Consider the following 26,804-nt stretch of genomic DNA (forward strand, 5'->3'; position numbering starts at 1 on the left):
GCCGGGACGGCCTGTCCAGGGTTGCCGTCCCGGCGCGCTGCTCTGTTGTCGCCGTCCCGGCGCTATGGACCGTGCCGGCCCTGCGGCTGATCGCGGGCCAGGGGCACATGGTGGAAGCGGAAGAGGTTCGACGGGTCGGCCGAAGCCTTCAGCCCGGTGAGACGCGCGTGGTCGTCCGGCGAGAACGCAGCCGCCGTTCCACCGGGCACGGCCCCCGCTGAACGCCCGTAGCGGAAGTTGAGGTTCGAGCCGACCGTCCACGGTGCCACCGCTTCCAGCACCCGCTCCTGGACCCGGCGCAGCTCCTCTCCGGACGAGGAACCGGCCGGCACCGTCAGCACCACCAGCAGATAGCCCGCGTCGCGTCCCCCCACGGCGTTCGGCACCGCGGGCTGCCGCGAGAGGGCGCCGCCCATGTGTCGGAGGGCGAGCACAACCATCCCCCGCGCGTCCGGGCCGGTCGCCTCCAGCACGGAACGCAGTGTCGCCCGGTCCGGCAACTCCTTCCCGAGCAGCGCGTTGGTGCCCTCGTAGGGGTGCGGCCGGTCCGGTTCGTTGTAGACGCTCCAGGATTCGGTCCAGGGCATCGTCCGCAACGTCTCGGCGATGCGCGGGCCGGCCGCGCGCAGCGGGGCGACCAGCCGCTCACCGTCCGCCTCGTCGCCGTCGTACGCGATCTGCACCTGCGCCACGTGTCTGCCGCGCAGACCGCCGGGGAGCACCGGGATGTCAGGGTAGGTCATCACGGTCACCGACGAGGTCAGGCGTTCCGGAACGGTCGCCGTCCACCACCGCCACGCCTCCAGCACGTCCCCCGCCGACTCGCCGTCGAAGATCAACTGGCCGCCGTAGAACCGCTCGACGGGTACCAGCCCGATCTCCAGACCCGTCACGACGCCGAAGCTGCCTCCCCCGCCGCGCAGCGACCGGAAGAGTTCCGGATCGCTGTCCGCGGTGACGTGCCGCACCCGCCCGTCGGACGTGACGACCTCGGCGGCGCTCACGTGGTCTGCGGCGTAGCCGAACTCGCGGGCCAGCAGCCCGACGCCGCCGTGCAGCGTGTACGAGACCGCGCCGACCCCGGGACCGGAGCCGCTCAGCGGGGCGAGCCCGAACCGCCCGGCCTCCTCGACGACTTCGCCCCAGCGCACCCCCGCTCCGATCCACGCGGTGCGGGCGCCGGCATTCACGCGCACGTCCGTCATGCGCCGGGTGCTCACCAGCACACCGCCCGGCAGCGGCACGGACAGACCGTGGCCGGTCGCCTGCACGGCCAGGGGCAGCCGGTGCGCCGCCGCGTACTCCACGGCGGCCGAGACGTCGGCGGCGTCCGTCGCGCAGACGACCACTTCGGGGTGGTGCCGGTAACCCGACTGGAAGCCGGAGACCTCCGCGAGGTACCGCTCGTCGGAGGGCAGCAGGACCGGGCCGCGGACGCGTCCGGCGGGAAAGGCGGGAACTTCCGCCCGCGATGCGGCCGTCGGCGAACCGTCATCCACGCGCGCCGTCCTGCTTCTCCTCCGGGCGGCCGGCCGGGCCGTCGCCGCCGGTCCTCGCGCCCGCATCCCATTCGCGGCCGAGCCACGCCGCCAGGCGGCCGTAGTCGTCCGCGTCCTCGGGAACGCTCACCGGGGGCCCGAACGGCATGCCCTCACCGCGCTCCTCCGGGACCGCCTGACGGGCCACGCCCAGCGCGAACGTGCCCAGTGCAGGGTCCAGCAGGTCCTGCCGTCCGAGCGCCTGTGCCAGGTCCCAGGAGTGCGTGACGACTTCCATGACGCAGCCCGCCAGCGCGACCCGGCCCGGCATGGTGCCCCACGGGACGGTGACGGGTGCGTCGAGCTTCGCATCGTCGGCCCAGGCCGCCGCGAACCGCTCGCGGGCCTGCGCGTACGGCTCCCGCCAGCCCTTCTCGGGTACGCCGGAGAGCCCCGAGTCGACCCGGGCGTCCGGGTCGACCTCGCCGGGGCCGCCGCCCTCACCGGCCTGTGCGGTGCGGAGCGTGCCTCCGACCACATGGCTGAGCAGGCTGCCCACGTCGAACCCGGCGCAGGGGGTGGGGGCGGTGAGGTCTCCGGGCCCGACCGCGTCGAAGAGGCGGGCCATCTGTTCGGCTGCCCGTTCGTGGACGGGCCGGGGATCGGTCGCGGGGTCCCGGGGGGCGGCGGAATCGGCGTTCATGGGATGGGCTCCGTTCGGACTCGGAAGGTCGGGCGGCACGGGCAGGCGGACCGGACGCATCAGATGTGCCGGAAGCCGGGGCACGGACTCGGCCGTCCTCGGGTTCCGTGACGCGCAGCCGCACGCCACGGGCCTGGGTTCGGCCTGCGGTGCGGGTCGTACCGGCCGCTCCGGCCTGCGGACCCTGAGACCTTCCCGTCTTTTCCTGACACCGGCCGTCAAGTTTTCCGGCATGCTGGCGAATGTGAAGTCGGACCGCCTGCTCTCGATTCTCCTGCTTCTCCAGACCCGTGGCCGCGTGCCCGCCGACGAGCTCGCACGCCGCCTGGAGGTCTCCGCCCGCACCATCTACCGCGATGTCGAGTCCCTCTCCGCCGCCGGCGTCCCCGTCTACGCGGAACGCGGCAGACACGGCGGCATCTCGCTGCTCGCGGGGTTCCGCACCGACGTCACCGGCCTCACCTCGAACGAGGCTCGCGCGCTGTTCGTACTCGCCGCACAGGGCGCACACTCGGCACTGGGTCTGGACGGCGCGCTCGGTTCCGCCCTGCGCAAGGTCATGGCCGCGCTGCCCGCCCCGCACAGGCCCGCCGCGGAACTCACCAGCCGCCGCATCCTCGTCGACCCCGACAGGTGGCTGGCCCGGCCGCGGCCGTCCGTCGACCTCGACACCCTCAACACCGCCGTCTTCACGGACCGGCGGCTGCGCATCCGCTACAGGCACGGCGGCGAGACCACCGCGCACACCTACACGGTCGACCCGTACGGCCTGGTGGCGAAGGCCGGCACCTGGTATCTCGTGGCGGACCGGCGCGGCCGTGCCCAGCTCTTCCGCGCGGACCGCGTCCTGGAGGCGACCGTGACGGATGCGCCGGTGCAGCGGAGGAAGGGCGTCGAACTCGCCGACGCCTGGGAGGTGTTGCGGCGCCAGGTGGAGGAACGGCCCGCGAACGTACGGATCGAGGCGCGCGTCCGCCGTCGGCGCCTGGAGATGTTCCGGCGGATCGTCGGCCCGTTCGTGCTGGACGTGCACGACCGGGCAGCGGCCGGGGAGGAGGCGGCGGAACCGGGCGACGACGAGTGGGTGCCCGTCGAGGTCGCCTACCCGGTGCTGTCCGCCGTCCGCCAGCTCCTGCAGTTCGGCGCGGACGTCGAGGTCACCGGACCGGCGGAGGCCCGCACCGAACTCGCCGGCGCGGCAGCGTCCCTCACCGCCCTGTACGGCGGGGCGGGAAGGGACGACCAGGGCTGCCGGTAGGGCACGCCGGGCCTGCCGGACTCCCCGCCGGACTCCCGTTCAGGCGGCGAGCAGCCGCTCCAGCAGCACGGCGATGCCGTCCGCCTCGTTGGATTCGGTGATCTCGTCGGCGACAGCGAGGAGTTCGGGGTGCGCGTTGGCCATCGCGACACCGTGGGCGGCCCACGCCAGCATGGGAAGATCGTTCGGCATGTCGCCGAACGCGATCGTCTCGCGTGCCCGGACGCCCAGCCGCCGCGCCGCGATCGACAGGCCCTTCGCCTTGCTGAGTCCCAGCGGAATCATCTCCACCAGGTCCTCGCCGGACATCGTGATGCTCACGAGGTCGCCCGCCACCATGCTCGCGGCCTTCGCCAGTTCGTCGGTGCCGAGGCCGGGGTGCTGGAGATACAGCTTGTTCAGCGGCTGCGCCCACAGCTCGTCCCGGTGGGTGCACATGACGACCGGCAGGCCCTTGCCCTGTTCGCGGTAGCCGGGGCCGATCAGCACCTCGCCGTCCATGCCGTCCTGCGATGCGGCCACCGCCAGCGGGCCGGTCTCCGCCTCGATCTTGGCGATGGCCAGCTGTGCCAGCCTCCGGTCCAGCGTCACCGACGTCAGTACGCGCTCCGCGCCCGCGTCGTAGACCTGCGCGCCCTGTCCGCACACCGCCAGGCCCGTGTAACCCAGGTCGGCCAGGATGTGCTTCGTCCAGGGCACGGACCGGCCGGTCACCACGATGTGCGCCGCGCCCCGCGCCGCCGCGGCGGCGAGCGCCTCGACCGTACGGGGTGAGGCGGTCGCGTCGTCCCGGAGCAGGGTGCCGTCGAGGTCGGTCGCGATCAGCCGGTACGGGAACGGGCCCTCGGCTCCCGAGCCGCCGGACCGGCTGTGCACGCCCGTCTCCGCGGTCACTCGCTCACCGGCTCCAGAAGCTCCCGCCCGCCCAGATAGGGACGGAGCGGTTCCGGCACCCGGACGGAACCGTCGGCCTGCTGGTGGTTCTCCAGCAGCGCGACGATAGTGCGGGGCACGGCGCACAGGGTGCCGTTGAGCGTCGCCAGCGGGCGCACCTGCTTGCCGTCGCGCATCCGGACGGACAGCCGCCGGGACTGGAACTCGGTGCAGTCGGAGGTCGAGGTCAGCTCGCGGTACTTGCCCTGGGTCGGGATCCACGCCTCGCAGTCGTACTTGCGGGCCGCGGAGGAGCCGAGGTCGCCCGTCGCCACGTCGATCACCTGGAAGGGCAGCCCGAGCCCGGTGAGCCACTGCTTCTCCCACTCCAGCAGGCGCAGATGCTCGGCCTCGGACTCCTCGGGCGCGACGTAGGAGAACATCTCGACCTTGTCGAACTGATGGACGCGGAAGATGCCGCGGGTGTCCTTGCCGTACGAACCGGCCTCGCGCCGGAAGCAGGGCGAGAAGGCGACGTAGCGCAGCGGCAGCCGCGAGGCCTCGATGATCTCGTCCATGTGGTAGCCGGCGAGGGGGACTTCGGACGTGCCGACCAGGTACAGCTCGTCCTTCTCCAGGTGGTAGACGTCCTGCGCGGCCTGGCCGAGGAAGCCGGTGCCGTCCATGGCCTGCGGCTTGACGAGTGCCGGGGTCAGCATGGGCGTGAAGCCCGCCTCGGTGGCCTGCGCGATCGCGGCGTTGACCAGGGCGAGTTCCAGCAGGGCGCCGACGCCGGTGAGGTAATAGAAGCGCGAGCCGGAGACCTTCGCACCCCGCTCGACGTCGATCGCGCCGAGCAGCTGCCCGAGTTCGAGGTGGTCCTTCGGCTCGAAGCCCTCCGCGGCGAAGTCGCGGGGCGAGCCGATCGTCTCGCGGACGGTGAAGTCCTCCTCGCCGCCGACCGGTACGTCGGGATACACGACGTTGCCGAGCCGGCGCAGCAGGCGCTGGGTCTCCTCGGCAGCCTCGTTCTGCTCGGCGTCGGCGGCCTTCACGGCGGCGGACAACTCGCCTGCCTTCTTGAGCAGTTCGGCCTTCTCGTCGCCGTCCGCCCTGGGGATCAGCTTGCCGAGCTGCTTCTGCTCGGAGCGCAGTTCGTCGAACCTGACACCGGACGACCTTCGCCGTTCGTCGGCGGCGAGGAGGGCGTCGACGATGCCGACGTCCTCTCCGCGGGAGCGCTGGGATTCGCGGACGCGGTCGGGGTCGTCGCGGAGGAGTCGGAGGTCAATCACCCCGCCAGGGTACCGGTGGGACCGCGCCGGCTCGACCGAGTACCCGCCCCCGGGATTCGCGGAAACGGGCACGCCGCAACGGAGTCGAGCGCGGTGCGCGGGGCCGTCGGGGACATCGCCGAAGGCAGGCGCAGACGACGGCCGCGGGCGCCTTCACCTGCCATCTCACCGCTGCACGAAGGGAGTTGAGGAAGCGTCGGACAGCGGCGGGGCGGAGAACTTATCCACAGAGCATGCAACCCCTCGCGTTGTTATCCACAGGAGATGCCGAGGGGCTGTGGATTGCGGAGGAGATCGTTCCTGGGAATCCGCCGCCACCCGGGAGATCCCGGAACAAACCTGTAATAAGCACTCATTCGAGGGGGGTTGACTCACACGGAAGAGGGACCTGAGGGAATTGCAGTGACGAAACCGCACGCCACGCGTTGGGGACGCGTTTGTGGTCTCCATGTAGTTTTGTCCGTAACGCCCTTTTCGTTCCCGCTAGTTGTGCACAACCCACCCGAGAGCCTGTGGATAACTTTGGGCGCCGCACGGATGTCCCTGCACAGCGCCGCGCACAGCCTCGTTCAGCCCCGCCCGTCCAGGCACCGCGTCAGCCAGTCGGCAGCCTCCACGAACTCCGCGTCCGTCGTCCCCGGACGCTCCGGCGCGTGACCGCCGTCGGCACGCGGATACGAGCCGAGATAGCGCACCTGTTCGCAAGCGCGCTTCAGGCCCATGAGCACGTCCCCCACCCGGCGGTCCTGCAGATGGCCCTCGCAGTCCACCGAGAAGCAGTAGCGGCCGATCCCCTCGCCCGTCGGCCGCGACTCGATGCGCATCATGTTCACGCCGCGCGACGCGAACTCCTGAAGCACCTCCAGCAGCGCACCCGGATGGTCGTCGCGCAGCCAGAAGACGACCGAGGTCTTGTCCGAACCGGTCGCCGCCGCCGGCCGCGCCGGGCGTCCCACGAGGACGAAGCGGGTCGCCGCGTTGTCCGCGTCGTGGATGTCCGTCACCAGCGGCTCCAGCCCGTACGTGGCCGCCGCGAACTCACCGGCGAACGCCGCGTCGTAGCGGCCCTCCTGCACCAGCCGCGCACCGTCCGCGTTGGACGCCGCGGACTCCCACAGCGCATCGGGGATGTGCTCCGCCATCCAGCGCCGCACCTGCGGCTGCGCCACCGGGTGACCCGTCACGGTCTTGATGCTCTCCAGCGGGGTGCCCGGGCGGGCCAGCAGCGCGAAGGCGATGGGCAGCAGGACCTCGCGGTAGATCATCAGCGGGCGGCCGCTCGCCAGCTCGTCGAGCGTCGCGGTGACGCCGCCCTCCACCGAGTTCTCGATCGGCACGAAGGCCGCCGCGGCCTCGCCGTTGCGTACGGCGTCGAGGGCCACGGGCACGGACACCATCGGGATCAGTTCGCGGGTGGCGGCTTCCGGGAGGGTGCGCAGGGCGGCCTCGGTGAAGGTCCCCTCGGGACCGAGGTACGTGTAGCGGCTCGCTGATGACATGAGCCCACGTTAGCCGCGCCGGCGACGGAGCGTTTCCGGCGTCTCACCAGCCGGGCGACCCGCCGGGCGCTCGTTGACGCGAGGCGCCCGCGCCGCACGACAGCAGCCGCACGAGGGCAGCCGCTCGGCGGCTTCTGCACGACGGCTGCCGTTCGGCGGCGGCGACAGCGCGAGACGAACGGGGCCACGGTCGCGTGACCGTTGCCCCGTTCGCCGTCCCGCCGGATGCCGACGGCGGGAAGGCGGTCTCACTCCTCCCCGGCGAGGGTGAAGACGCGCAGCCTGCGGGCCGCGTACCAGGCACCCCCAAGGGTGGCGACGACCAGCAGCGTCACACCCGTGGCCGTGCCGACCTCCGAGGTGATGCCCGCGCCGCTGCCGCCGACCTTCTGCGCCAGCGTCAGGGCCCACTGCTGCACGGACAGCTCACGCGCCCCCGGCACCAGGCTGCCGAAGAGGGCCTCCCAGATCAGGGCGTAGACCAGGCCGAACACCACGGCGTGCCGTGAGACGGTGCCCAGCAGCAGGAACAGCGCGCTGTAGGCGACGGATGCCGCGGCCGCGGCGACCGCGTAGGCCACGGCGATCTGCTGCCCGTTGCCGTTGAGGATGTAGCCGGCGAGGAACATCGGGACGGCCGAGAAGGCGACCGTCACACCGATCGCGACGAGCAGCTTCGTCACGACGATGCTGGATCGCCTGACCGGTTTGGCCAGCAGGTAGACGACCGAGCCGTCGTCGATCTCCGGTCCGATGGCGCCCGTACCGGCGACGACGCCGATGAGCGGCACGATCGTGGCCATCGCGAAGCCGCCCAGCAGCTGCTTGGTGACGTCGTCGTCCACGTCGCCGAGCAGGCGCACCGCCACGGCGACGAGGAGCAGCAGCGCCGGGAGGGCGCAGAGCAGAAGTGCGCGGCGGCGCCCGAGCAGGGCCCTCCAGGTGAGCCGTGCGACTGTCGTGTTGTACATCGAGAGGGCTCCCTTCAGGCCGCGACGAGGTACGAGAAGACGCTCTCCAGGGACTCGTCCGAGGGCGAGACCGTGTAGAGCCGGATGCCGTGCTCGCGGGCGAGCCGGGGAAGGACCTGAGTGAACCGGCCGAAGTCGATGGCCTGGATCTGCAGAGCCTTCTCGTTCCAGTCCAGCTCGATGGCCGCCGTGGAGTCGTCGGCGATGAGGGCCGCCGCGAGGCGCCGGTCGTCGCTGGAGCGCACGAGGTAGCGGTGCGGGCGGTCCGTCATCAGGCGGCGGATCTTGCGGAAGTCGCCGCTGGCCGCGTGCCTGCCGGCGACGACGACCTCGATGTGGGACGCGAGCTGCTCGACCTCCTCCAGGATGTGCGAGGAGAAGAGCACCGTGCGGCCCGCGTCGCCCATCTGCCGCAGCAGCTGCATCAGCTGCATGCGCTGGCGCGGGTCCATGCCGTTGAACGGCTCGTCGAGCAGCAGCACCGAGGGGTCGTGCACCAGCGCGGACGCCATCTTCACGCGCTGGCGCATGCCCTTGCTGTACGTGGAGATCTTGCGGTCCTGCGCCTGCTCCATCTCGACGGTGGCCAGCGCCCTGCGGGTGGCCGCCGCCGGGTCGGACAGCTTGTGCAGTTCGGCGTTGGCCAGTACGAAGTCCCAGCCGGTGAGGAAGTCGTACATCCCCTCACGCTCGGGGACGAGGCCGATCTCCTTGTAGGCCGCCTGGTTGCGCCAGATCGGCGCCCCGTCCAGCGTGACGGTCCCGGTCGACGGCGGCAGGAACCCGCCCATCATGTTGATCAGCGTCGACTTGCCCGCACCGTTCGGGCCCAGCAGGCCCGTCACGCCGGGGCCGATGTCCATGGTGATGTCGTTGACGGCGACGACGTTCCCGAACCAGCGGGAGGTGTGGTCGATATGCAGCGTTGTCATGGGCGTGGCCCGTTCCTTCCGAGGATGACGGCGGGCAACCGGCCGGGCCTCACAGCCCGGCCTTCCGGTAGCGGCGCAGCAGCAGGGCGTACGTGCCGGCGACGAGTACGGCGGTCAGCACGGCGTACGCCGCCGCCTGCGCGTTCGTCAGGTCCGGCGGGCCGCCCGGGAAGGCGTGGGTGCCGTCCAGGAACTTGCTCTGCAGGCCGTCGATGAGCGAACCCGGCGACGCCAGGCCGATCCAGCCGATGGCGGAGGTGTTGTCCTGGGAGGCGGTGATCCCCTGCAGGGCGCTGACGAGCATGTAGGGGATCGTCAGCACGGCGATGATGGCGGCGACCCCGAAGCCGCGCCTCGGTGTCGCCGCGGCCACCGTGAGTGCGAGGCCGGCGTGCAGCACCGAGAAGACGGCGCAGCAGACGAGTCCGTACGCGAAGCCCTTCGTCTCGTCGCCGAAGTCGAGCTTCGCCAGCATCGCCCCGACGTAGAGGATGAGGACGGACGTCGCCGTGAAGACGAAGATCGCGGCGGCGAGCGCGGCGTACTTGGCACCGACGTAGTCCCCGCGCCGGATGGGACGCGAGAAGTACAGCGGCACGACGCGGAAGCGCAGGTCGAGGGAGACGGCCTGCGGTGCCATGGCGGCGATGTAGACGCCGATGACGGGCTGCATCTGGATGACGTACGCGTTGTAGTCGATCGGCATCTCCTTGGCCTTGGTGAAGACCGTGACGGCGACGACGATCGCGGCGGGCACGCACATGACCGCGAAGAGGATCATGGGCAGCACCTTGGACTTGGCCGACCGGCCGAGTCCGTAGGCGCCGCGCAGCGACTGCGCGAAGAGGGACTTCCGGGCGTAGCCGCGGCCCAGGCGCGGGCCCTCGTAGTTGCGGTAGCCGATGTTGTGGATGACGTCCTCGCCGCGCTGCCCCGGCGGCTTGCCGGCGGTCGCGACGGGCGTGCTGCCGTGAGGCTCAGGCGACATCGCCGCTGCCTCCCTTCTGCGGCTGGAGTTCACGGCCGGCCGCGGGAGCGCCGGAGCCGGCCGCGGCATCGGCGGAGTGGTCGGCGTGGGCGGAAGTCCCGGCGCCGGGCTCCGAGTTGAAGACCTCCGCGATGTGGTGGCGGCGCTGTTCCATCCGCACCAGGCCGAGGCCGAGTTCTATGACGGTGTCGCGGACGGTGTCGTACGCCGACTCGTCGGTGGCGTCGACCATGAGCACATGTCCTGCCCCGGGCGCGCCCGCCGTGCCGGGGGGCTGCGCGGACAGCCCGGCGGCGGCCAGCGCGGAGCGCAGCGCCTCCGTCCCGTCCGGGTGGGCGTCGGTGTCGGTGACCTCCACCGCCAGGGACGCGGTGCTCTTGGTGAAGTCGGCCGTGCTGGAGGCGCGCAGCAGCTTGCCGCCGTCGATGACGACGACGTGGTCGCAGGTGCGTTCCAGCTCGCCCAGCAGGTGGGACGTGACGAGCACGGAGATGCCGAAGTCCGTGTGGACGCGGCGGATCAGCGCGAGCATCTCGTCGCGGCCGACGGGGTCGAGGCCGTTGGTCGGCTCGTCGAGCAGCACCAGCTTCGGGTCGTGCACGAGAGCCTGCGCGAGCTTCACGCGCTGCTTCATTCCCGTCGAATAGCCGCCCATCGGGCGGTAGCGCTCCTCGTACAGACCCACGTGGCGCAGGGTGTCGGCCGTGCGTTCACGTGCGGCGGTGAAGGGGAGCCCGGACATGCGCGCCATGTGGACGACGAACTCCGTCGCGGAGACGTCGGGCGGCAGGCAGTCGTGCTCGGGCATGTATCCGACGCGCTCGCGGATCGCCTCGCCCTCCCGTGCCACGTCCAGTCCGAGGACGGTTGCGCCGCCCTGGGTCGCGGGGGAGAGACCGAGCAGGATCTTGATGAGGGTCGACTTTCCGGCCCCGTTGGCGCCCACCAGGCCGGTAACACCCGGTGTGATGCCCACGGTCAGCCGGTCCAGCGCGGTCACCCGTGGGTACCGCTTGGTCAGGCTTTCGATAGCAATCACAGTCACCCTCCAGACGCTATGGCCTCGGGGCCGTGTGTCACGTCCCTCTGGGGGGCTGGATGCGACTGGTACCGAAGGGTGATGCTCCCTTAAGGGGGTCGTAGGACAAGGCAGGCGAAAACCCCGTGGGCCAGGCGGCCCGCCAATGGATCACCGCTGTTTTCCACAGGCTTGAGCGGCCTGTTGACTCCGCCATCGTCCGTTGTCACATTGACCGGTGTCGGATACGCGGCGGGGTGGGGCGTGGGTCCTGTCCCGCCTCGAAGGGCTGGGGGAACTGTGGGCGAGCGGAACGGCGGCGGGGGCGGCGGAGCGGGCGGGGAGCAGGGCACGGGCCGGCGCAGGGAGCCTCCCTCCGGGGGGCCGGACACGGGTGCGGGTCGGGGCCCGCGCGCGGACGCGGAGGAGGGGCTGGAGGGCGCGCGCGAGCGACGGGTGCGCACGCCGGAGGGCGTCGAGCTGTGCGTGGCGGAGCTGGGTGATCCGGAGGCCCCCGCAGTGGTGCTGATCCACGGCTACCCGGACAGCAAGGAGGTCTGGTCGAGGGTCGCCTCCCGGCTGAGCGACCGCTTCCACGTGGTGCTCTACGACGTCCGCGGTTGCGGCCGCTCCTCCGCCCCGAAGCCGCTGCGCGGCGGTTTCACGCTGGAGAAGCTGACGCAGGACTTCCTGGCCGTCGCGGGCGCGGTGTCCCCCGGGCGGCCCGTGCACGTGGTCGGGCACGACTGGGGCTCCGTGCAGGGCTGGGAGTTCGCCACCTCGGCGGAGACCAGGGGCCGTATCGCCTCGTTCACCTCGATGTCGGGCCCGTCCCTCGACCACTTCGGCCACTGGCTCAGGAAGCGGGTGAGGCGGCCCGCCCCGCGGCGGCTCGCGCAGGCCGCCGGCCAGGGTGCCCGCTCCTGGTACGTCTACATGCTGCACACCCCGGTGCTGCCCGAACTGGCGTGGCGCGGGCCGCTGTCGCGGGCCTGGCCGAAGCTGCTGCGCAGGGCCGAGAAGCTTCCGGCCGACGGCTACCCCACGTCCTCGCTCGCGCGCGACGCCGCGCACGGCGCATGGCTCTACCGCGACAACGTCCGCTTCAGGCTGCGGCACCCCCGCGAGGACTGCCACGCCCATGTGCCCGTCCAGATGATCATCCCGACCCGCGACGCCTTCCTGAGTGAACGGCTGTACGACGACGTCGAGTCGTGGGCGCCCGGCCTCGTCCGCCGGACCCTGGACGCCAAGCACTGGATCCCGCGCAGCCGGCCCGATCAACTCGCCGTCTGGATCGGCGACTTCGTCGACGCGCAGGAGTCCGGCAGGGCCGCCGGCCCCGACGAGCCCGTGCGCGTGTACCCGGGCGGCGGCCCGTACGCGGAGCGGTTCGGCGGTTCACTCGTGCTGGTCACCGGGGCGGGAAGCGGCATCGGCAGAGCCACGGCCCTCGCTTTCGCCGCTGCCGGTGCGCGGATCGTGGCGGTCGACGTCGACGGCGAACGGGCCGCGCGCACCGCCGAGTCGGCGGAGCGGGCCGGAGCCCCGCGGGCCTGGGCCGAGACGGCCGACGTCGGCGACCAGCACCAGATGGAGAAGCTGGCCGCCAGGGTCGCGGCGGACCACGGAGTCCTCGACGTACTCGTCAACAACGCCGGCATAGGCGTCTCCGGTCCCTTCCTCGACACCACTGTCGAGGACTGGAAGCGGACACTGGACGTCAATCTGTGGGGCGTCATCCACGGCTGCCGTCTCTTCGGCAGGCAGATGGCGGAGCGGGGCCAGGGCGGGCACATCGTCAACGTCGCCTCGGAGGCGGCCTACCAGCCCACGCGGCTGCTGCCCGCGTACGGCACGTCGAAGGCCGCGGTCCTGATGCTCAGCGAGTGCCTGCGCGCCGAACTGGCAGGGCGGGGCATCGGTGTCACCGCGGTCTGTCCCGGTCCGGTCGACACCGACATCACCAGGACGGCACGCTTCGTCGGCCTCGACGAGGCGGCGCAGCAACGCCGCCGGGAGCGGGTGGCCCGCCTGTACAAGCTGCGCAACTATCCTCCGGAGAAGGCCGCGAAGGCCATCATGCGGGCGGTCGTGCGCAACCAGGCGGTGGCCCCGGTGACGCCGGAGGCCCGCGTCGTCCGGGTGCTCTCCCGGGTGGCTCCGCGCGTAGTGCGGGGCATCGCGCGGATCGAGCCACCGCTGTGACGGTGGGCCGTGACGGCCTCGCCGGACGCAGCACCGGAGGTCGGTACCGCATCGAGGACCTGGCCGGGCACAGCGGGGCCACCGTCCGCACGATCCGCGCCTACCAGGACCGGGGCCTGCTCCCCCGGCCCGGCAGACGCGGACGGGCCAACGTCTACGACGACACCCACCTGACACGGCTCAGACAGATATCCGCACTGCTGGAGCGGGGGTACACGCTCGCGTCCATCAAGGAACTGCTGGAGGCGTGGGACGAAGGCCGCGGGCTGAGCGGTGTCCTGGGGCTCGTCTCGGAAGTCGAGGGGCCGTGGACCGACGAGGAGCCGGAGCGCATGACCCGTTCCGAGCTGGACGAACTCTTCGGCGGGGGTTCCGGCGACACCGACGGCGCCGTGGCCGAGGCGGTCGAGCTGGGGGTGCTGGTGCCGCTGCCGGAAAGGCCGGGCGAGTATCTCCTCCCCAGCCCGCAGGAACTTGCCGTGGCCGCCGAACTGCACCGGGCAGGCGTGCCGTTGCTCGCGCTCACCGAGCACCTGCGCGAACTGCGCACCCAGGTGGAGGGCATAGCGGCCCGCTTCATGGAACTCACCGACGAGCACATCTTCCGGCGCTGCCTGCATCCAAACCCCTCGGACGAGGACGCCTCGGAGACGGCAGGCCTCGTACGGCGGCTGCGCCCACTGGCGAAGCAGACCGTCGACGCCGAACTGGCCCGCGCCATGCGGACGTTCGCCTCCCGCAGCCTTCGCGAACATCTGCGGCGGGCCGCGGACGGGGTGGAGGACGCGGGGTCGGGTGGGGTGGAGTGGGACGGGTACGGGCGGGAGGACGTGCGGCCCGACGGCGCCGGGCCGGGCACCTCGGCCGGAGAAGCGCCGGGCACGTCGGCCGGAGAAGCGCCGGGCACGCAGGCGACGCTCCCGGAACCGGCGGGCACGGAAGCGCCGGCAACGCATGCGTCCGCCCCGCATGCGACCGCCCCAGTGATGAGAGGCGCAGAAGCGACGCTCCCGGAACCGGCAGACACGAAAACACCGGGCACGAAAACACCGGGCACGGAAACACCGGGCACGGAAACACCGGGCACGGAAACGGCGGAGACGAGAACACCAGGCACGGAAGCGCCGGCCGGGGAGCCGGTGCGGCTCCCCGCCGCGACTCTGGCCGCCGTGAGGAAACTGGTCGGGGCCGAGCAGGCCGCCGCCTTCATAGCGGCGGCGGCCGAGCGCGAGGTCCGGGCCCGCGCCATGGACCGCCTCGCAGGCATCGGCGAGACCCCGGCCGGACGAACGCCGGGTTCCCGCTAGCGCCAACCGGCAGCCTCGACCACCCGCACGCGCCCGACCGCACCCGCACCCGCACCCGCACCCGCACCCTTACCCTCCGCACCGCACCCGACCACACCGCACCGCCACCACCCCCACCACGCCGCACACACTCCCCCACACCGCACCCTCGCCCGTCGTCCCACTCCACCCCACCGGAACCTGCGCCTCACCCTCGGCGTCCCCCGCCCCTGCCGTAGGTCTCCCGCCCCCTGCCGGAGCTTCCCCGCCGCGGGCCGCCCCAGCGGAGGCCGCCCCACTCGCCGCGGGCCGCCCCACCTGGGCCGCGCACGCCACCCTCCGGTGGACCGTCCGCGTGTGCGGAGCACGCCGTGCTGCCGCAGTGTGGGTGGATGGCAGATCCAGAGCGCCGCTGGTGTTTCGCGGACCAGCTGGGCCCGCACTTCCTGGACGGCAAGGACCAGCCGGTACTGCTGATCGAGTCGCGCGCGGTGCTGCGCCGCCGCCGCTTCCACCGGCAGAAGGCCCATCTGGTGCTCTCGGCGCTGCGGCACAGGGCCGCGGAGCTGGGCGAGCAGGCACTCTTCGTCCGGGCCGACACCTACCGGGACGCGCTCGCTCGCGTGCGCGGACCGCTGACGGTCTGCGGGCCCACGTCCCGTGCCGCCGCCGACTTCGTGCGGAGTCTCGACGGAGTGAGAGTCCTCCCGTCACGCGGATTCGCCACCGGCCGCGACCACTTCGAGGAGTGGGCGGCCCGGCGCGGCGACAGCCAGCTGCGTATGGAGGACTTCTACCGCGGCGCCCGCAGAGCGACCGGCCTCCTGATGGACGGCGACGAACCCGCCGGCGGGCAGTGGAACCTCGACAAGGAGAACAGGGAGCCGCCGCCCGAAGCCGGCCGGCTGTCCCTTCCCCCGCCGTACGTCCCGAAGGAGGACGACATCGACGCCGAGGTGCGCGCGGACCTCGACGAGGCCGAACGCAGGGGCGAGGTCGCCTTCGTCGGCCGCGACGGACCGCGGCAGTTCCCCGCGACCCGGGCCGAGGCCCGTCGAGCCCTGAGGTCCTTCGTCGAGAAGCGGCTGCCCACCTTCGGCCCCTATGAGGACGCCATGCTGGCCGGCGATCCCGACATGAGCCACAGCAGGCTCTCCGCGGCCCTGAACCTCGGCCTGCTGGATCCCATGGAGTGCGTGCGGGCCGCCGAGAAGGCGTGGCGCGAGGGCAGGGTGCCGCTGCGCAGCGCCGAGGGTTACATCCGTCAGGTCATCGGGTGGCGTGACTACATGTGGCACACCTACTGGCACTTCGGACGCGGATACGCGAAGCGCAACGCGCTGCGGGCACGACGGCGCCTGCCGGACTGGTTCGCGGGGCTCGACGCCGAGGACGTGCGGGCTCGCTGTCTGTCCACCGTGCTGCGGGACGTGCGCGACCGGGGCTGGACGCACCACATCCCGCGCCTGATGATCCTCGGCAACTACGGCCTGCAGCGCGGCTGGAACCCCGCCGAGCTCTGCGACTGGTTCCACCGCTGCTTCGTCGACGGCTACGAATGGGTCATGGCCGCCAACGTCATCGGCATGTCCCAGTACGCGGACGGCGGCCGGATCACCACCAAGCCGTACGCGGCGGGCGGGGCCTACATCAACCGGATGAGCGACTTCTGCCACGACTGCGTCTACCGCCCGACGGCGCGCACCGGTGACGAGGCGTGTCCGTACACCGCCGGGTACTGGTGGTTCCTCTCCCGCAACGAAGCCCGGCTGGCGGGCAATTGGCGCATCGCTCCGCAGCTGCGCAACCTCCACCGCATCGCCGACCTGGACGAGGTGGTGGCGCAGGAACGCGCACGGCGGCGCCCCTGACCCGCTCCGGAGACCCTGTCCGGGAGACCCGCTCCGGAGACCCTGTCCCGGAGCTCCTGTCCCGGAGACCAGCTCCGGTGGCCGCTCTCCGGTGGCCCCTCTCCGGCCGTCCGGAGCCCGGGGCCGAGCCGCCTCAGGACCGTAGAGCCCCCTCAGGGCCCCGCCCCGCCGAGCGGCCCCGTAATCCCGGCCGAGCGGCCCCGTAATCCCCGCCGAGCGGAGCGGGCTCAGAGGCCGGGCGCTCCCCAGACGGGGAACCAGCGGCCGAGGTCCTCCTCGACGGGCAGGTCGTCGGTCAGCAGCCCGCGTATCTGCAGCTCCAGTGCGCTGTCCCGCTTCTCCTTCCGCCCGGCCCGAGGGGCGAACGGATAGAAGGTGCCGCGCTTGTAGAGGTAGACGAGGGCGAGCGAGCGCGCCGCGGCCCCTTCGCTCTCCGTCTCCTCCGCCCCCCGGAAGCCCACGAGCGAACACAGCAGCTGGGGCCCGAACCCGTTCTCTTCGAGCAGGGTGTTCACGGCGTGCAGATCGTTGACGAGCTCGACCGTCTCCTCGGGCTCGTGCCTGGCCACGAGCCAGGTGTAGCCGTACTCGTCCCGGCTGAACTCCACGGGGACACCTCCCCCCGCATCCCCCGCACCGCCGGCCCCGGTCCCTCCCCCTGTGCCTCCGGCCCGGGAGGAGTTCCCGGCACGGTCGGTGTCGAGCAGCTGCCGCACGTCGCGCTGCAACTGCTTGAAGGCGCCGCCCTCCACGCTCGCGAAGCACACCGACCCCAGCCCCGTCGGTACGAGGTCCGCACCGGCCTGAAGGGTGATGGCGGCCGACGGCAGAGCGAAGAGCTGGTCGAGGTCGGGGCGCACGGGTTTGCTGCGGCCGAGAAGTGCGTCGAGAAGGCCCACGGAGTTCACGTCCCTCGTACTGGTGCGCGGCGGTTTCTGATCACTGCTGCCCGAGCTGCGCCGAGATGCGGCTCAGCTGCTCCAGGCGCCGCTCCAGCGGCGGGTGCGAGGAGAACAGCGTGGCGACGGTCTCGCCGGAGAAGGCGGGCGCGAAGAAGAAGGCGTTGAAGGGCTCGGCCTTCCGCAGATCGCGGGTGGGGATGCGGGACATCTGGCCCGTGACCTTGGTCAGTGCGGAGGCCAGCGCGGACGGCCGGCCCGTGAGCAGCGCGCCCGCGCGGTCCGCGGACAGTTCGCGGTAGCGCGAGAGCAGCCGGGTCAGCATGAAGCTGAGGATGTAGACGACGATGCTCACCAGCGGGACCACCAGCAGGATGATCCCGAGGCCGCTCTGGTCGTTGCGTCCGGCTCCGCTGAGGCCGCTCCACAGGGCGACCCTGGTCAGCACGCCGGCCAGTACGCCCAGGAACGAGGCGATGGTCATCACGGCGACGTCGCGGTGTGCGACGTGCGACAGCTCGTGCGAGAGGACGCCCTCGACCTCCTCCGGTTCGAGGCGCCGCATCAGGCCCGTCGTCGCGCAGACCATCGAATTGCGCTGACTGCGCCCCGTGGCGAAGGCGTTGGGGACGTCGCTCTCGGCCATGGCCACCTTGGGCTTCGGGACGTCGGCGAGCGCACAGAGCCGGTCGACGGCACCGTGCAGTTCGGGTGCCTGTTCCGGAGTCACCTCACGGGCCCCCATGCTGAAGGCCGCGATGCGGTCGCTGAACCAGAACTGGGCGACGAACAGGCCGCCCACCACGATCACGATCAGCGGCCACGCGTTGCCCAGCAGTGCGATCAGCACGCCCACCAGCAGCACGTACAGCAGCCCGATGAGGAACATCGTGATCACCATGCGGCTGGTCAGTCCACGGTCGGCGACATACCGCCCACGAGCTGCTGCCATGACGGACGCTCCTCCCTCACTTCTGCGGAAGCGGGGCAACGGTGCCACCGGCGGGTGCCGGTCCGGACGACGCCCGGCGGGCGCCGGATCCCCGCGCTTCCTGGCTGTGCCGTACCGCTCTTCCCGCCTCGGGCCGGGCGCCCGCGGCAGGCTCGAGCCGCGTTCAGCACGCCACTTATGAGGCAATTGTCCACTCTTCACCTTCGTTCTGGCGAATGACGGAAAGGAGCCGGAACCTGACCCGCCGCTACCGGCCGGCGGCCGCCCGCCGTACGCTCGGCGCCATGGCCGATTCCCCTCTCCCCCCGCCCGGAGCGCGTCCCTCGCGGGCCGGGTCACAGGCCGGGTCCGCCCCGGTACTGAGCACCGTGATCCTCCCCGTACTGCGCTGGCACGAGGGCGGACGCGACCGGTGGCAGCGTGCCGAGGAACTGGGCTTCGGCACCGCCTACACCTACGACCACCTCTCGTGGCGGGCCAACTTCCGCGACGGACCGTGGTTCGGCGCCCTGCCGACCCTGACCGCTGCCGCGTCGGCCACATCACGCATGCGCCTGGGCACCCTCGTCACCTCGCCCAACTTCCGGCATCCCGTGACGCTGGCCAAGGAACTGATGTCCCTGGACGACATCAGCGGCGGCCGCCTCACCCTGGGCATCGGCGCGGGCGGCAACGGCTTCGACGCGACGGCGCTCGGCCAGGAGCCGTGGACGCCGCGGGAGCGCGCGGAGCGCTTCGGGGAGTTCGTGCCGCTGCTGGACAGGCTGCTCCGCGAACCGGTCGTCTCCCACCGGGGCGCCTTCTACTCGGCCGACGAGGTGCGCGGCATCCCCGGTTGTGTGCAGCGCCCCCGCCTGCCCTTCGCAGTGGCCGCGACGGGCCCCCGCGGCATGCTGCTCGCCGCGCGCCACGGCCGGGCCTGGGTGACGACGGGCGATCCGCGCATCGCCGCGACGGGCACCCCCGCCGAGGGGCTCCAGGCCGTACGCGACCAGATCGAGCGGCTCGGCACGGCCTGCGACCAGGCCGGACGGGAGGCGTCGGAGCTGGAGAAGGTCCTGCTCACCGGGTTCGTGCCGGGTACGCCCCTGGACTCCGTGGACGCCTTCGTCGACTTCGCCGGGAAGTACGCGGAGGCGGGCATCACCGAGATCGTGCTGCACTGGCCGATTCCCGACTCGCAGTTCGCCGCCGACGAGAAGGTCTTCGAGCGCATCGCCACCGAGGGCCCGTCGCAGCTCAGGAGCCCGGCGGCACAGCAGTAGACCCACAGCGCGAGAACCGCGGGGGCAGTGCGCGAGCCGCGCGAGGTGCGAGAACCACGCGGGGGCAGTGCGGGACGCCGGCCGGGAGGCGCTCCCGCCGCCGCGGAGGGCACATGCCCCGTTCGCCGCTCATCAGGGGAGCCCTCCGCACTGGTGTGCGTGCATATGCGGGAAGATGGTCGCTGTGACTGAGCCGCCCGCATTCCGCGCACCCAGCGCTCCCCCCGCCGATCCGGCAGCCGGTTCCCCCCGGGCCGCCCGGGTCCGCGCCGCCGCTCCCGCGGTCGTGTCCGTGTCCGCCCCGGCCCACCCCGTACGGCCCCGCCTGATCGCGACCGACCTCGACGGCACGCTGCTGCGTGACGACAAGACCGTCTCCGAACGCACCGTCGCCACCCTCGCCGCCGCGGAGGCCGCGGGCCTCGACGTCTTCTTCGTCACAGGGCGCCCCGCCCGCTGGATGGACGTCGTCAGCGACCACGTCCACGGCCACGGCCTCGCCATCTGTGCGAACGGCGCCGCGGTCGTCGACCTGCACCGCGGACGTCAGGTCGTCGACGTACGGGCGCTGGAGCGGTACGACGCGCTCGCGGTGGTCGGAGCGCTCCGCGAGGCGGCTCCCGGCGTGAGCTTCGCCGTCGAACGCGTCGGCGGCCTCCACCTCGACCCGCAGTACCCGGCGCTGCACCCCGACCCCGTGCGGATCGTCGCACCCGTGGAGAAGCTGCTGGGCCCGGAGGACGAGGAGCCCGTGCTGAAGCTGCTGGCCCACCACCCGGAGCTGGAGCCGGACGAGTTCCTCGCCCTGGGACGCGAAGTGGCCGGCACGCACGCCCAGTTCACCCGCTCCAGCAAGTCCGCGCTGCTGGAGATCAGCGGTACGGGTGTGAGCAAGGCCAGCACGCTTGCGCGGTGCTGTGCGCAGCGCGGCGTCAGGCCCGAGGAGGTCGTGGCGTTCGGGGACATGCCGAACGACCTGGAGATGCTGAGCTGGGCCGGCACGTCGTACGCGATGGCCAACGCGCATCCCGAGGTGCTTGCCGCCACCACCGACCACACGTCCTCCAACGAGGCCGACGGTGTCGCCGAGGTCATCGAGAACCTGCTGCTCCGGTACGGGCAACGGCTGCCGGACGGCGGTCCGCGGGGGGCGCGGGGCGGCGTGGGCGGTCACGGCGCGCCGGGGCGTCGCTCGCCGCTTCGCGGGCAAGCATCCGGCTGAACGGCCCGCCGGCGGCGGCCAGTTCACCGTACGTGCCGCGTTCGACGGTTCGGCCCGCGTCGAGCACGACCACCTCGTCCACTGCCTCCAGTCCCTTCAGCCGGTGCGTGATCAGGACGGTGGTGCGGCCCTCGGTGGCGGCCAGCAGGTCGGCGGTGAGCGCGTCCGCCGTGGGCAGGTCTAGGTGTTCTGCGGGCTCGTCCAGCACGAGGACGGGGAAGTCCGCGAGCAACGCACGGGCGAGCGCGAGCCGTTGACGCTCCCCGCCGGAGAGGCGTGCACCGTGCTCCCCGACGAGCGTGTCCAGGCCGTCGGGCAGCAGGTCCGTCCAGGAGTCGAGGCGGGCCCCGGCCAGGGCGCTGCGCAGTTCGCCGTCCGTGGCGTCCTTGCGCGCGAGGAGCAGATTCTCGCGCAGCGAGCTGTCGAAGACGTGGGCGTCCTGGGCGCACAGTCCCACGAAGCGGCGCACCGTGTCCGAGTTGAGTGCGGTGGCCGGTACTCCGCCGTCGGCGGGTGCGCCGCCGAGCGTGTACGAGCCGCGCTCCGCGTCGAGGAAGCGCAGCAAGGTACGGGCGAGCGTGGTCTTGCCGGAGCCCGAGGCGCCGACGACGGCGACGCGGTGACCGGGGGTGAGCTCCAGGTCGAAACCGGAGAGGGGCGGGGGCGGTTGCCGCCTTGCGGCGTCCTGGCGCGGAGCGTCCGGACGAAGCGTGCCGGGGCGCTCGGTGCGCTCCGTGTCCGGGTAGCGCGCCGTGACGGAGCGGAGGACGAGCGGGAACGGCGATTCGGGTGCGGGCAGCGGGTGTTCCGGCTCCCGCACGGGTTCCGGCGCGTCCACGACGTCCCGCACACGACGGGCCGAGCGCAGGGCGCGCTGCCGGTGACTGACGGCGAGGGGCATCCCGTTCACCGCCTCGAACGCCGCGAGCGGCGTGAGTACGACGGCGGCGAGCCACACCCCGTCGAGGCGTCCCGCGTGCACCGCCGCGGTTCCGGCCCAGGCGGCGGCGGTGACCGTGAGGCCGCAGGCGAGGGCCGTCAGACCGGAGCCGAGCGCGGCCGCGGCGGAGGAGCGGGCGGCGATGCGGGTGAGGCGCCGGTCAGCGGCGCGGGCCGCCTCCTTGCGCGCGGGCAGCGCGCCCGCGACCGTCAACTCCCCGGTGCCGGTGAGGAGATCGACCACCTGCGTCGTCAACACGGCCCGTGCCGGGGCGAGTCTGCGCTCCGCCCGACGCGAGACCGCGGCCGTGAGTGCCGGGACGGCGACGCCGGCCGCCAGCAGTCCGGCGGCGAGTGCCGCACCGGCCGACGGGAGAAGCGCGCCGGTGAATGCGACGGCCGCCGCTCCGGTGACCGCCGCGACGACGGCCGGCAGCAGCCAGCGCAGGTAGCGGTCCTGGAGGGCGTCGACGTCGCTGACGAGACGGGTGAGCAGGTCCCCGCGGTGCATGAACCGGAGACCGGCCGGTGCGAGGGGTTCGAGCCTGCGGTAGATGCGGACCCGTACGTCGGCGAGGACGCGGAGGACCGCGTCGTGCGAGACGAGGCGCTCGGCGTAGCGGAACACGGCGCGTCCGATACCGAAGGTCCTGGTGGCTGTGACGGCGACCATCAGGTACAGCACGGGCGGGTGCTGTGAGGCGCGGGAGATCAGCCAGCCCGAGGTGGCCATGAGGCCGACGGCGCAGAGCAGGGCGAGCGAACCGAGCACGGCCGCGAGCGTCAGACGGGCCCCGGGCCCGCGCTCATCCGCGGACACGGGCGGGCCGGGATCGTCGCCAGTGCCCGGCCCGGGGGTCTCGCGGGGCGCGTCCGCCCGTCCGTCCCCCTGTCCGTTCTCCGTATCGACGGACCCCGTACGCACGTGAGTTGTGCCCACGGATGTCGCATTCGGCAGCGGAACGGCCGTGGACGCGGCGGGCACCGGCGGTGCGAGTGCGACCACCCGGTCCGCCGTGGCCAGCAGGGCCGGGCGGTGCGTGACGAGCAGGACCGTGCGGTCCTCGGAGATGCGGCGCAGCGTCGCGGCGACCGAGGACTCGGTCTCGCCGTCGAGGGCCGCGGTCGGCTCGTCGAGCAGGAGGAGCGGCCGGTCGGTGAGGAACGCCCTTGCCAGGGCGACGCGTTGGCGCTGCCCCGCGGAGATCCCGGCACCCGCTTCACCGACGGCCGTCGCCGGGTCGAGGCCGGCTCCCGCGGCGGTCAGCGCGGCGGTCACCTGCTCGTCGGTCGCGGTGGGCCGTGCCAGGCGGACGTTGTCGGCGACGGTGCCCGCGAACAGGTGCGGGTGCTGAGGCACCCAGGCGATCTGGGCGTGCCAGCCGCCGGGGTCGAGGTCGCGCACGTCGGTGCCGTCGACGCGGACGGCGCCCGAGGCGGGCCGTGCGAAGCCCAGCACCGCCTGGAGCAGCGTCGACTTTCCCGCGCCGGACGGTCCCGTCAGGGCGACCGTCTCGCCGGGGCGCAGGGTCAGGTCCGTCGCGGGCAGCGAGTCGTGGGCGCGGCCTTCGTGGCGTACGCGGAGCCCGTCGACGGTGAGGGTGGCCGTCCGCAGGTCGGGGGCGGGTGCGCCGGAACCGCGCGGGAGCGGTTCGGCGAGGACGTCGAAGACCTCCTCGGCGGGGGACAGCCCTTCGGCGGCCGCGTGGTAGTGGGTGCCGACCTGGCGCAGCGGCAGATAGGCCTCCGGGGCGAGCACGAGGACGAGCAGGCCGGTGTACAGGTCGAGTTCGCCGTGCACCAGCCGCATCCCGATGCCGACCGCCACCAGCGCGACCGAGATGGTGGCGAGGAGTTCCAGCACGAGGGACGAGAGGAAGGCGATGCGCAGGGTGCGCAGGGTGGCACGGCGGTAGTCGTCGGTGATGGCGCGGATGTTGCGGGCCTGGGCCTTCGCGCGGCCGAAGATCTTGAGTGTGGGCAGTCCCGACACGACGTCCAGGAAGTGGCCGGACAGCCGGGAGAGCAGGCGCCACCGGCGGTCGGTGTGGGCCTGCGTCGCCCAGCCGACGAGGGCCATGAACAGCGGGATGAGGGGGAGTGTGACGAGGATGACCGCGGCGGAGATCCAGTCGGCGCCGACGACGCGGATCAGCACGGCGACGGGCACGACGACGGCCAGGGCGAGCTGGGGAAGGTAGCGGGAGAAGTAGCCGTCGAGGGCGTCGATTCCGCGGGTGGCGAGGTTGGCCAGCTCGCCGGTCCGCCGGTCCGGGAGCCCGGACGGGCCGAGGGCGAGCACGTGGTCCAGGAGGCGTGTGCGCAGCTGGGACTTCACGGCCGCGCTGGAGCGGTGCGCCGCGAGTTCCGTGAGCCAGGAGACCAGGGCACGGCCGGCGGTGACGGCGAGGAGCAGCAGGAGCTGGTCGTGCACACCCGCGCCGTCCTCGAACGCGCGGACGACGAGGTCCGCGATCAGCACGGCCTGCCCGATCACGAGCAGCGCCGAGACGAGCCCCAGCACAACCGAGGCGGCGAGGAAGACGCGGGTGGTGCGGGCGTGGGCCAGCAGCCGCGGGTCGACGGGCCTCATCGGCGGCGCTCCCTCAGTGGTTCCCGGCGATGTGCCGGGTTCCGATGCGCTTGCGGAAGACCCAGTACGTCCAGCCCTGGTAGAGCATCACGACCGGGGTGGCGAACGCCGCGCACCACGTCATGATCTTCAGGGTGTACGGGTTGGAGGCGGCGTTCTCAGCCGTCAGGCTCCAGCGCGGGTCGAGCGAGGAGGGCATGACGTCCGGGAAGAGCGCGAAGAACAGCGCCGCCGTCCACGCGGCAACGGTCACCCCGGACAGACCGAACGCCCAGCCCTCGCGGGCGGCGCCGCCCGCCACGACGGCGGCGAGGAGGGCGGCCACGGCGACCGCGGACGCGACGAGGCTCCTGCCGTCGCCGGAGTCCAGCTGCGTCCAGGTGAGGAATCCGGCGGTGATCACGCCGCAGAACGGGCCCGTCACCGTGGCCAGGCGCCGGGCGCGCGGACGGATGCCGCCCGTCGTCTTGAGCGCGGTGAACACCGCCCCGTGGAAGGTGAAGAGGGTGAGCGTCACGAGCCCGCCGAGCAGCGCGTACGGGCCGAGGAGGTCGGCGAGCCCGCCCGCGTAGTTCTTGTCCGCGTCGATGGGAACGCCCCGTACGAGGTTGGCGAAGACCAGACCCCACAGGAAGGCCGGCAGCAGCGAGGTGACGAACAGGGCCCGCTCCCAGCGGTCCTGCCACTTCGTCTCCTGGCGCTTGGCGCGGTACTCGAAGGCGACTCCGCGGACGATAAGGCAGACCAGGATGACCAGCAGCGGCAGGTAGAAGCCGGAGAAGAGCGTCGCGTACCAGTCGGGGAACGCGGCGAAGGTGGCGCTGGCGGCCGTGATCAGCCACACCTCGTTGCCGTCCCACACGGGCCCGATGGTGTTGATCAGCACCCGCCGCTCCCCGCGGTCGCGGGCGAGGAGCCGGGTGAGGACCCCGACGCCGAAGTCGAAGCCTTCGAGGAAGAAGTAGCCGGTCCACAGCACGGCGATCACCGCGAACCAGAGGTCGTGAAGCTGCATCGCGTGCTCCTCAGTACGAGAAGGCCATGGGCCGGTCGGGGTCGTCGCTGTCGTGCCCGCCGATCCGGGTGGGCGGGTTGAGGTCGGATTCGGTCAGCTCCGGCGGTCCGGCCTTGACGTACTTCGCCAGCAGCTTGACCTCGATGGCGGCGAGCAGCGCGTACAGGGCGATGAAGACGCTCATGGAGGTGACCACTTCGCCCTGGCTGACGCTGGGGGAGACCCCCGCGGCCGTGGGCAGCACACCGAAGACGACCCAGGGCTGGCGGCCGGTCTCGGTGAAGATCCAGCCCCACGAGTTGGCGATCAGCGGGAACGCCAGGGTGTACAGCGCGAGGCGCCAGTACCAGCGGGTGAGGGCGGGGCCGAGTTCGCGGTCGCGGGTGAGGGCCAGTCGCGGAACCTCGTCGTCGGCGGTGCGCAGGCGTGGTGAGAGCCAGAGCCTGCGCCGGGTGAGATACAGCCCTGCCGCACCGAGCGCGAAGGAGGTCATCCCGAAGCCGATCATCCACCGGAACGACCAGTAGGCGAGCGGGATGTTGGGCCGGAAGTCGTCGATGCCGAGCTTGTCGCCGTACTTCTCGCGCATCGCCTCGTTGGTGTCGTTGATGCCGGGCACGGCCTCGGAGAAGTTGTCGTGCGCGAGGAACGAGAGCAGTCCGGGGACCTCCAGGGCGACCTCGTTGTGGCCCTTCTCCACGTCGCCGTAGGCGAAGAGCGAGAACGGCGCGGGCGCCTGGGTGTCCCAGAGCGCTTCGGCGGAGGCCATCTTCATCGGCTGCTGCTCGTACATGATCTTCGCCAGCCGGTCGCCGGTGACGGCCGTGAGCACTCCGGCCACCACCATCACGACCAGTCCGAGCCGCATCGAGGAGCGCATCACGGGCACGTGCCGCCCCCGCATCAGGTGGTACGCGGCGATGCCGACCATGAACGCCCCGCCGGTGAGGAAGGCGGCGACGAGGGTGTGCCCGAACTGCGCCAGCGCCGTGTTCTGCGTGAGCACCTGCATGAAGTCGGTGAGTTCGGCACGTCCGTTCTCGGCGTTCATGCGGTAGCCGACGGGGTGCTGCATCCAGGAGTTGGCGGCGAGGATGAAGTACGCGGACAGGACGGTGCCGAGAGCCACCATCCACATGCATCCCGCGTGGATGTGCTTGGGCAGCTTGTCCCAGCCGAAGATCCACAGGCCGATGAAGGTGGACTCGAAGAAGAACGCGACGAGCGCCTCGAAGGCGAGGGGCGCTCCGAAGACGTCGCCGACGAACCGGGAGTAGTCCGACCAGTTCATGCCGAACTGGAACTCCTGCAGGATGCCGGTCACCACACCGAGGGCGATATTGATCAGGAAGAGCTTGCCCCAGAACTTGGTGGACCTGAGGTACATCTCCCTGCCCGTGCGCACCCAGGCCGTCTCCAGGCCGGCGACGAGCGCGGCGAGGGAGATCGTCAGCGGGACGAACAGGAAGTGGTAGACGGTCGTGACGCCGAACTGCCAGCGCGCCAGGGTCTCCGGCGCCAGTGCTGCCATCTCCACGG

General features: G+C 72.2%; 19 protein-coding genes and 1 pseudogene. 6 read left to right on the forward strand and 14 right to left on the reverse strand.

Annotated features, from left to right (window positions below):
• Window positions 1–62: 62 nt before the first annotated feature.
• Both H180DRAFT_RS04415 and H180DRAFT_RS04420 read right to left on the reverse strand, forming a co-directional pair.
• Window positions 63–1,499: an FAD-binding oxidoreductase gene (locus tag H180DRAFT_RS04415; protein WP_055484651.1), complete on the reverse strand. Its 1,437-nt coding sequence runs from the start codon at window positions 1,497–1,499 to the stop codon at window positions 63–65.
• A complete protein-coding gene (locus tag H180DRAFT_RS04420; protein ID WP_074466627.1) occupies window positions 1,492–2,181 on the reverse strand; it encodes a TIGR03086 family metal-binding protein in 690 nt (229 codons plus the stop codon). The genes H180DRAFT_RS04415 and H180DRAFT_RS04420 overlap by 8 nt, the downstream gene beginning before the upstream one ends.
• Window positions 2,182–2,425: 244 nt before the next feature.
• On the opposite strand from H180DRAFT_RS04420, the gene H180DRAFT_RS04425 reads away from it, so the two are divergent.
• Window positions 2,426–3,439, forward strand: a complete 1,014-nt coding sequence (locus H180DRAFT_RS04425) for a helix-turn-helix transcriptional regulator (RefSeq protein WP_055484903.1) — start codon at window positions 2,426–2,428, stop codon at window positions 3,437–3,439.
• A gap of 39 nt (window positions 3,440–3,478) precedes the next feature.
• On the opposite strand, the gene H180DRAFT_RS04430 is transcribed toward H180DRAFT_RS04425, so the two are convergent.
• From H180DRAFT_RS04430 to H180DRAFT_RS04460, 7 genes are all read right to left on the reverse strand, one after another.
• Window positions 3,479–4,333, reverse strand: coding sequence for an HAD family hydrolase (locus H180DRAFT_RS04430; protein WP_254665872.1), 855 nt, complete (start codon window positions 4,331–4,333; stop codon window positions 3,479–3,481).
• The gene (gene serS / locus H180DRAFT_RS04435; RefSeq protein WP_055484652.1) at window positions 4,330–5,607 is read right to left on the reverse strand and encodes a serine--tRNA ligase; all 1,278 of its coding nucleotides are present in this window, start codon (window positions 5,605–5,607) and stop codon (window positions 4,330–4,332) included. The genes H180DRAFT_RS04430 and serS overlap by 4 nt, the downstream gene beginning before the upstream one ends.
• Before the next feature lie 569 nt (window positions 5,608–6,176).
• Window positions 6,177–7,106: a prephenate dehydratase gene (gene pheA, locus H180DRAFT_RS04440; RefSeq protein ID WP_055484653.1), complete on the reverse strand. Its 930-nt coding sequence runs from the start codon at window positions 7,104–7,106 to the stop codon at window positions 6,177–6,179.
• Window positions 7,107–7,354: 248 nt separating this feature from the next.
• Window positions 7,355–8,077 carry an ABC transporter permease subunit gene (locus H180DRAFT_RS04445; protein ID WP_055484654.1) on the reverse strand — a complete coding sequence of 241 codons (723 nt, stop codon included), beginning with the start codon at window positions 8,075–8,077 and terminating at the stop codon, window positions 7,355–7,357.
• 14 nt (window positions 8,078–8,091) lie between these two features.
• Window positions 8,092–9,009, reverse strand: a complete 918-nt coding sequence (locus H180DRAFT_RS04450) for an ABC transporter ATP-binding protein (RefSeq protein ID WP_055484655.1) — start codon at window positions 9,007–9,009, stop codon at window positions 8,092–8,094.
• A 49-nt stretch (window positions 9,010–9,058) separates the two neighbouring features.
• A complete protein-coding gene (locus H180DRAFT_RS04455; protein WP_079099838.1) occupies window positions 9,059–9,997 on the reverse strand; it encodes an ABC transporter permease subunit in 939 nt (312 codons plus the stop codon).
• Window positions 9,987–11,036: an ABC transporter ATP-binding protein gene (locus tag H180DRAFT_RS04460; RefSeq protein ID WP_055484656.1), complete on the reverse strand. Its 1,050-nt coding sequence runs from the start codon at window positions 11,034–11,036 to the stop codon at window positions 9,987–9,989. The genes H180DRAFT_RS04455 and H180DRAFT_RS04460 overlap by 11 nt, the downstream gene beginning before the upstream one ends.
• Before the next feature lie 411 nt (window positions 11,037–11,447).
• Here H180DRAFT_RS04460 and H180DRAFT_RS04465 point away from each other — a divergent pair, with 411 nt between their 5' ends.
• The 3 genes from H180DRAFT_RS04465 (at window position 11,448) to H180DRAFT_RS04475 (ending at window position 16,380) form a co-directional block, all read left to right on the forward strand.
• Window positions 11,448–13,223, forward strand: coding sequence for an SDR family oxidoreductase (locus H180DRAFT_RS04465; RefSeq protein ID WP_055484906.1), 1,776 nt, complete (start codon window positions 11,448–11,450; stop codon window positions 13,221–13,223).
• A complete protein-coding gene (locus tag H180DRAFT_RS04470) occupies window positions 13,220–14,530 on the forward strand; it encodes a MerR family transcriptional regulator (protein ID WP_079099840.1) in 1,311 nt (436 codons plus the stop codon). Before H180DRAFT_RS04465 ends, H180DRAFT_RS04470 begins: the two co-directional genes overlap by 4 nt.
• Window positions 14,531–14,901: 371 nt before the next feature.
• A complete protein-coding gene (locus tag H180DRAFT_RS04475) occupies window positions 14,902–16,380 on the forward strand; it encodes a cryptochrome/photolyase family protein (protein WP_055484657.1) in 1,479 nt (492 codons plus the stop codon).
• 227 nt (window positions 16,381–16,607) lie between these two features.
• Here H180DRAFT_RS04475 and H180DRAFT_RS04480 read toward each other — a convergent pair whose 3' ends face one another.
• Window positions 16,608–17,279: a PspA-associated protein PspAB gene (locus H180DRAFT_RS04480; RefSeq protein ID WP_055484908.1), complete on the reverse strand. Its 672-nt coding sequence runs from the start codon at window positions 17,277–17,279 to the stop codon at window positions 16,608–16,610.
• A 40-nt stretch (window positions 17,280–17,319) separates the two neighbouring features.
• A complete protein-coding gene (gene htpX, locus H180DRAFT_RS04485) occupies window positions 17,320–18,231 on the reverse strand; it encodes a zinc metalloprotease HtpX (protein WP_055484658.1) in 912 nt (303 codons plus the stop codon).
• 284 nt (window positions 18,232–18,515) lie between these two features.
• On the opposite strand from htpX, the gene H180DRAFT_RS04490 reads away from it, so the two are divergent.
• Together H180DRAFT_RS04490 and H180DRAFT_RS04495 are read left to right on the forward strand one after the other, a co-directional pair.
• The gene (locus tag H180DRAFT_RS04490) at window positions 18,516–19,496 is read left to right on the forward strand and encodes an LLM class flavin-dependent oxidoreductase (protein ID WP_079099877.1); all 981 of its coding nucleotides are present in this window, start codon (window positions 18,516–18,518) and stop codon (window positions 19,494–19,496) included.
• Between the two features lie 292 nt (window positions 19,497–19,788).
• Window positions 19,789–20,604, forward strand: a pseudogene (locus H180DRAFT_RS04495) (HAD family hydrolase); the annotation flags it as partial.
• Here H180DRAFT_RS04495 and cydD read toward each other — a convergent pair.
• The 3 genes from cydD to H180DRAFT_RS04510 are packed head-to-tail and all read right to left on the reverse strand — an operon-like array spanning window position 20,588 to window position 26,796.
• Window positions 20,588–24,250, reverse strand: coding sequence for a thiol reductant ABC exporter subunit CydD (gene cydD, locus H180DRAFT_RS04500; protein ID WP_074466628.1), 3,663 nt, complete (start codon window positions 24,248–24,250; stop codon window positions 20,588–20,590). The pseudogene H180DRAFT_RS04495 and the gene cydD overlap by 17 nt on opposite strands.
• Before the next feature lie 13 nt (window positions 24,251–24,263).
• The gene (gene cydB, locus H180DRAFT_RS04505; protein ID WP_055484660.1) at window positions 24,264–25,265 is read right to left on the reverse strand and encodes a cytochrome d ubiquinol oxidase subunit II; all 1,002 of its coding nucleotides are present in this window, start codon (window positions 25,263–25,265) and stop codon (window positions 24,264–24,266) included.
• 10 nt (window positions 25,266–25,275) lie between these two features.
• Window positions 25,276–26,796 (reverse strand): cytochrome ubiquinol oxidase subunit I, encoded by a 1,521-nt coding sequence (locus tag H180DRAFT_RS04510; protein ID WP_055484910.1) that lies wholly within the window; start codon window positions 26,794–26,796, stop codon window positions 25,276–25,278.
• Window positions 26,797–26,804: the final 8 nt, after the last annotated feature.

Origin of the sequence: Streptomyces sp. WMMB 322, from assembly GCF_900090145.1 — a bacterium.
Lineage (GTDB): Bacteria > Actinomycetota > Actinomycetes > Streptomycetales > Streptomycetaceae > Streptomyces.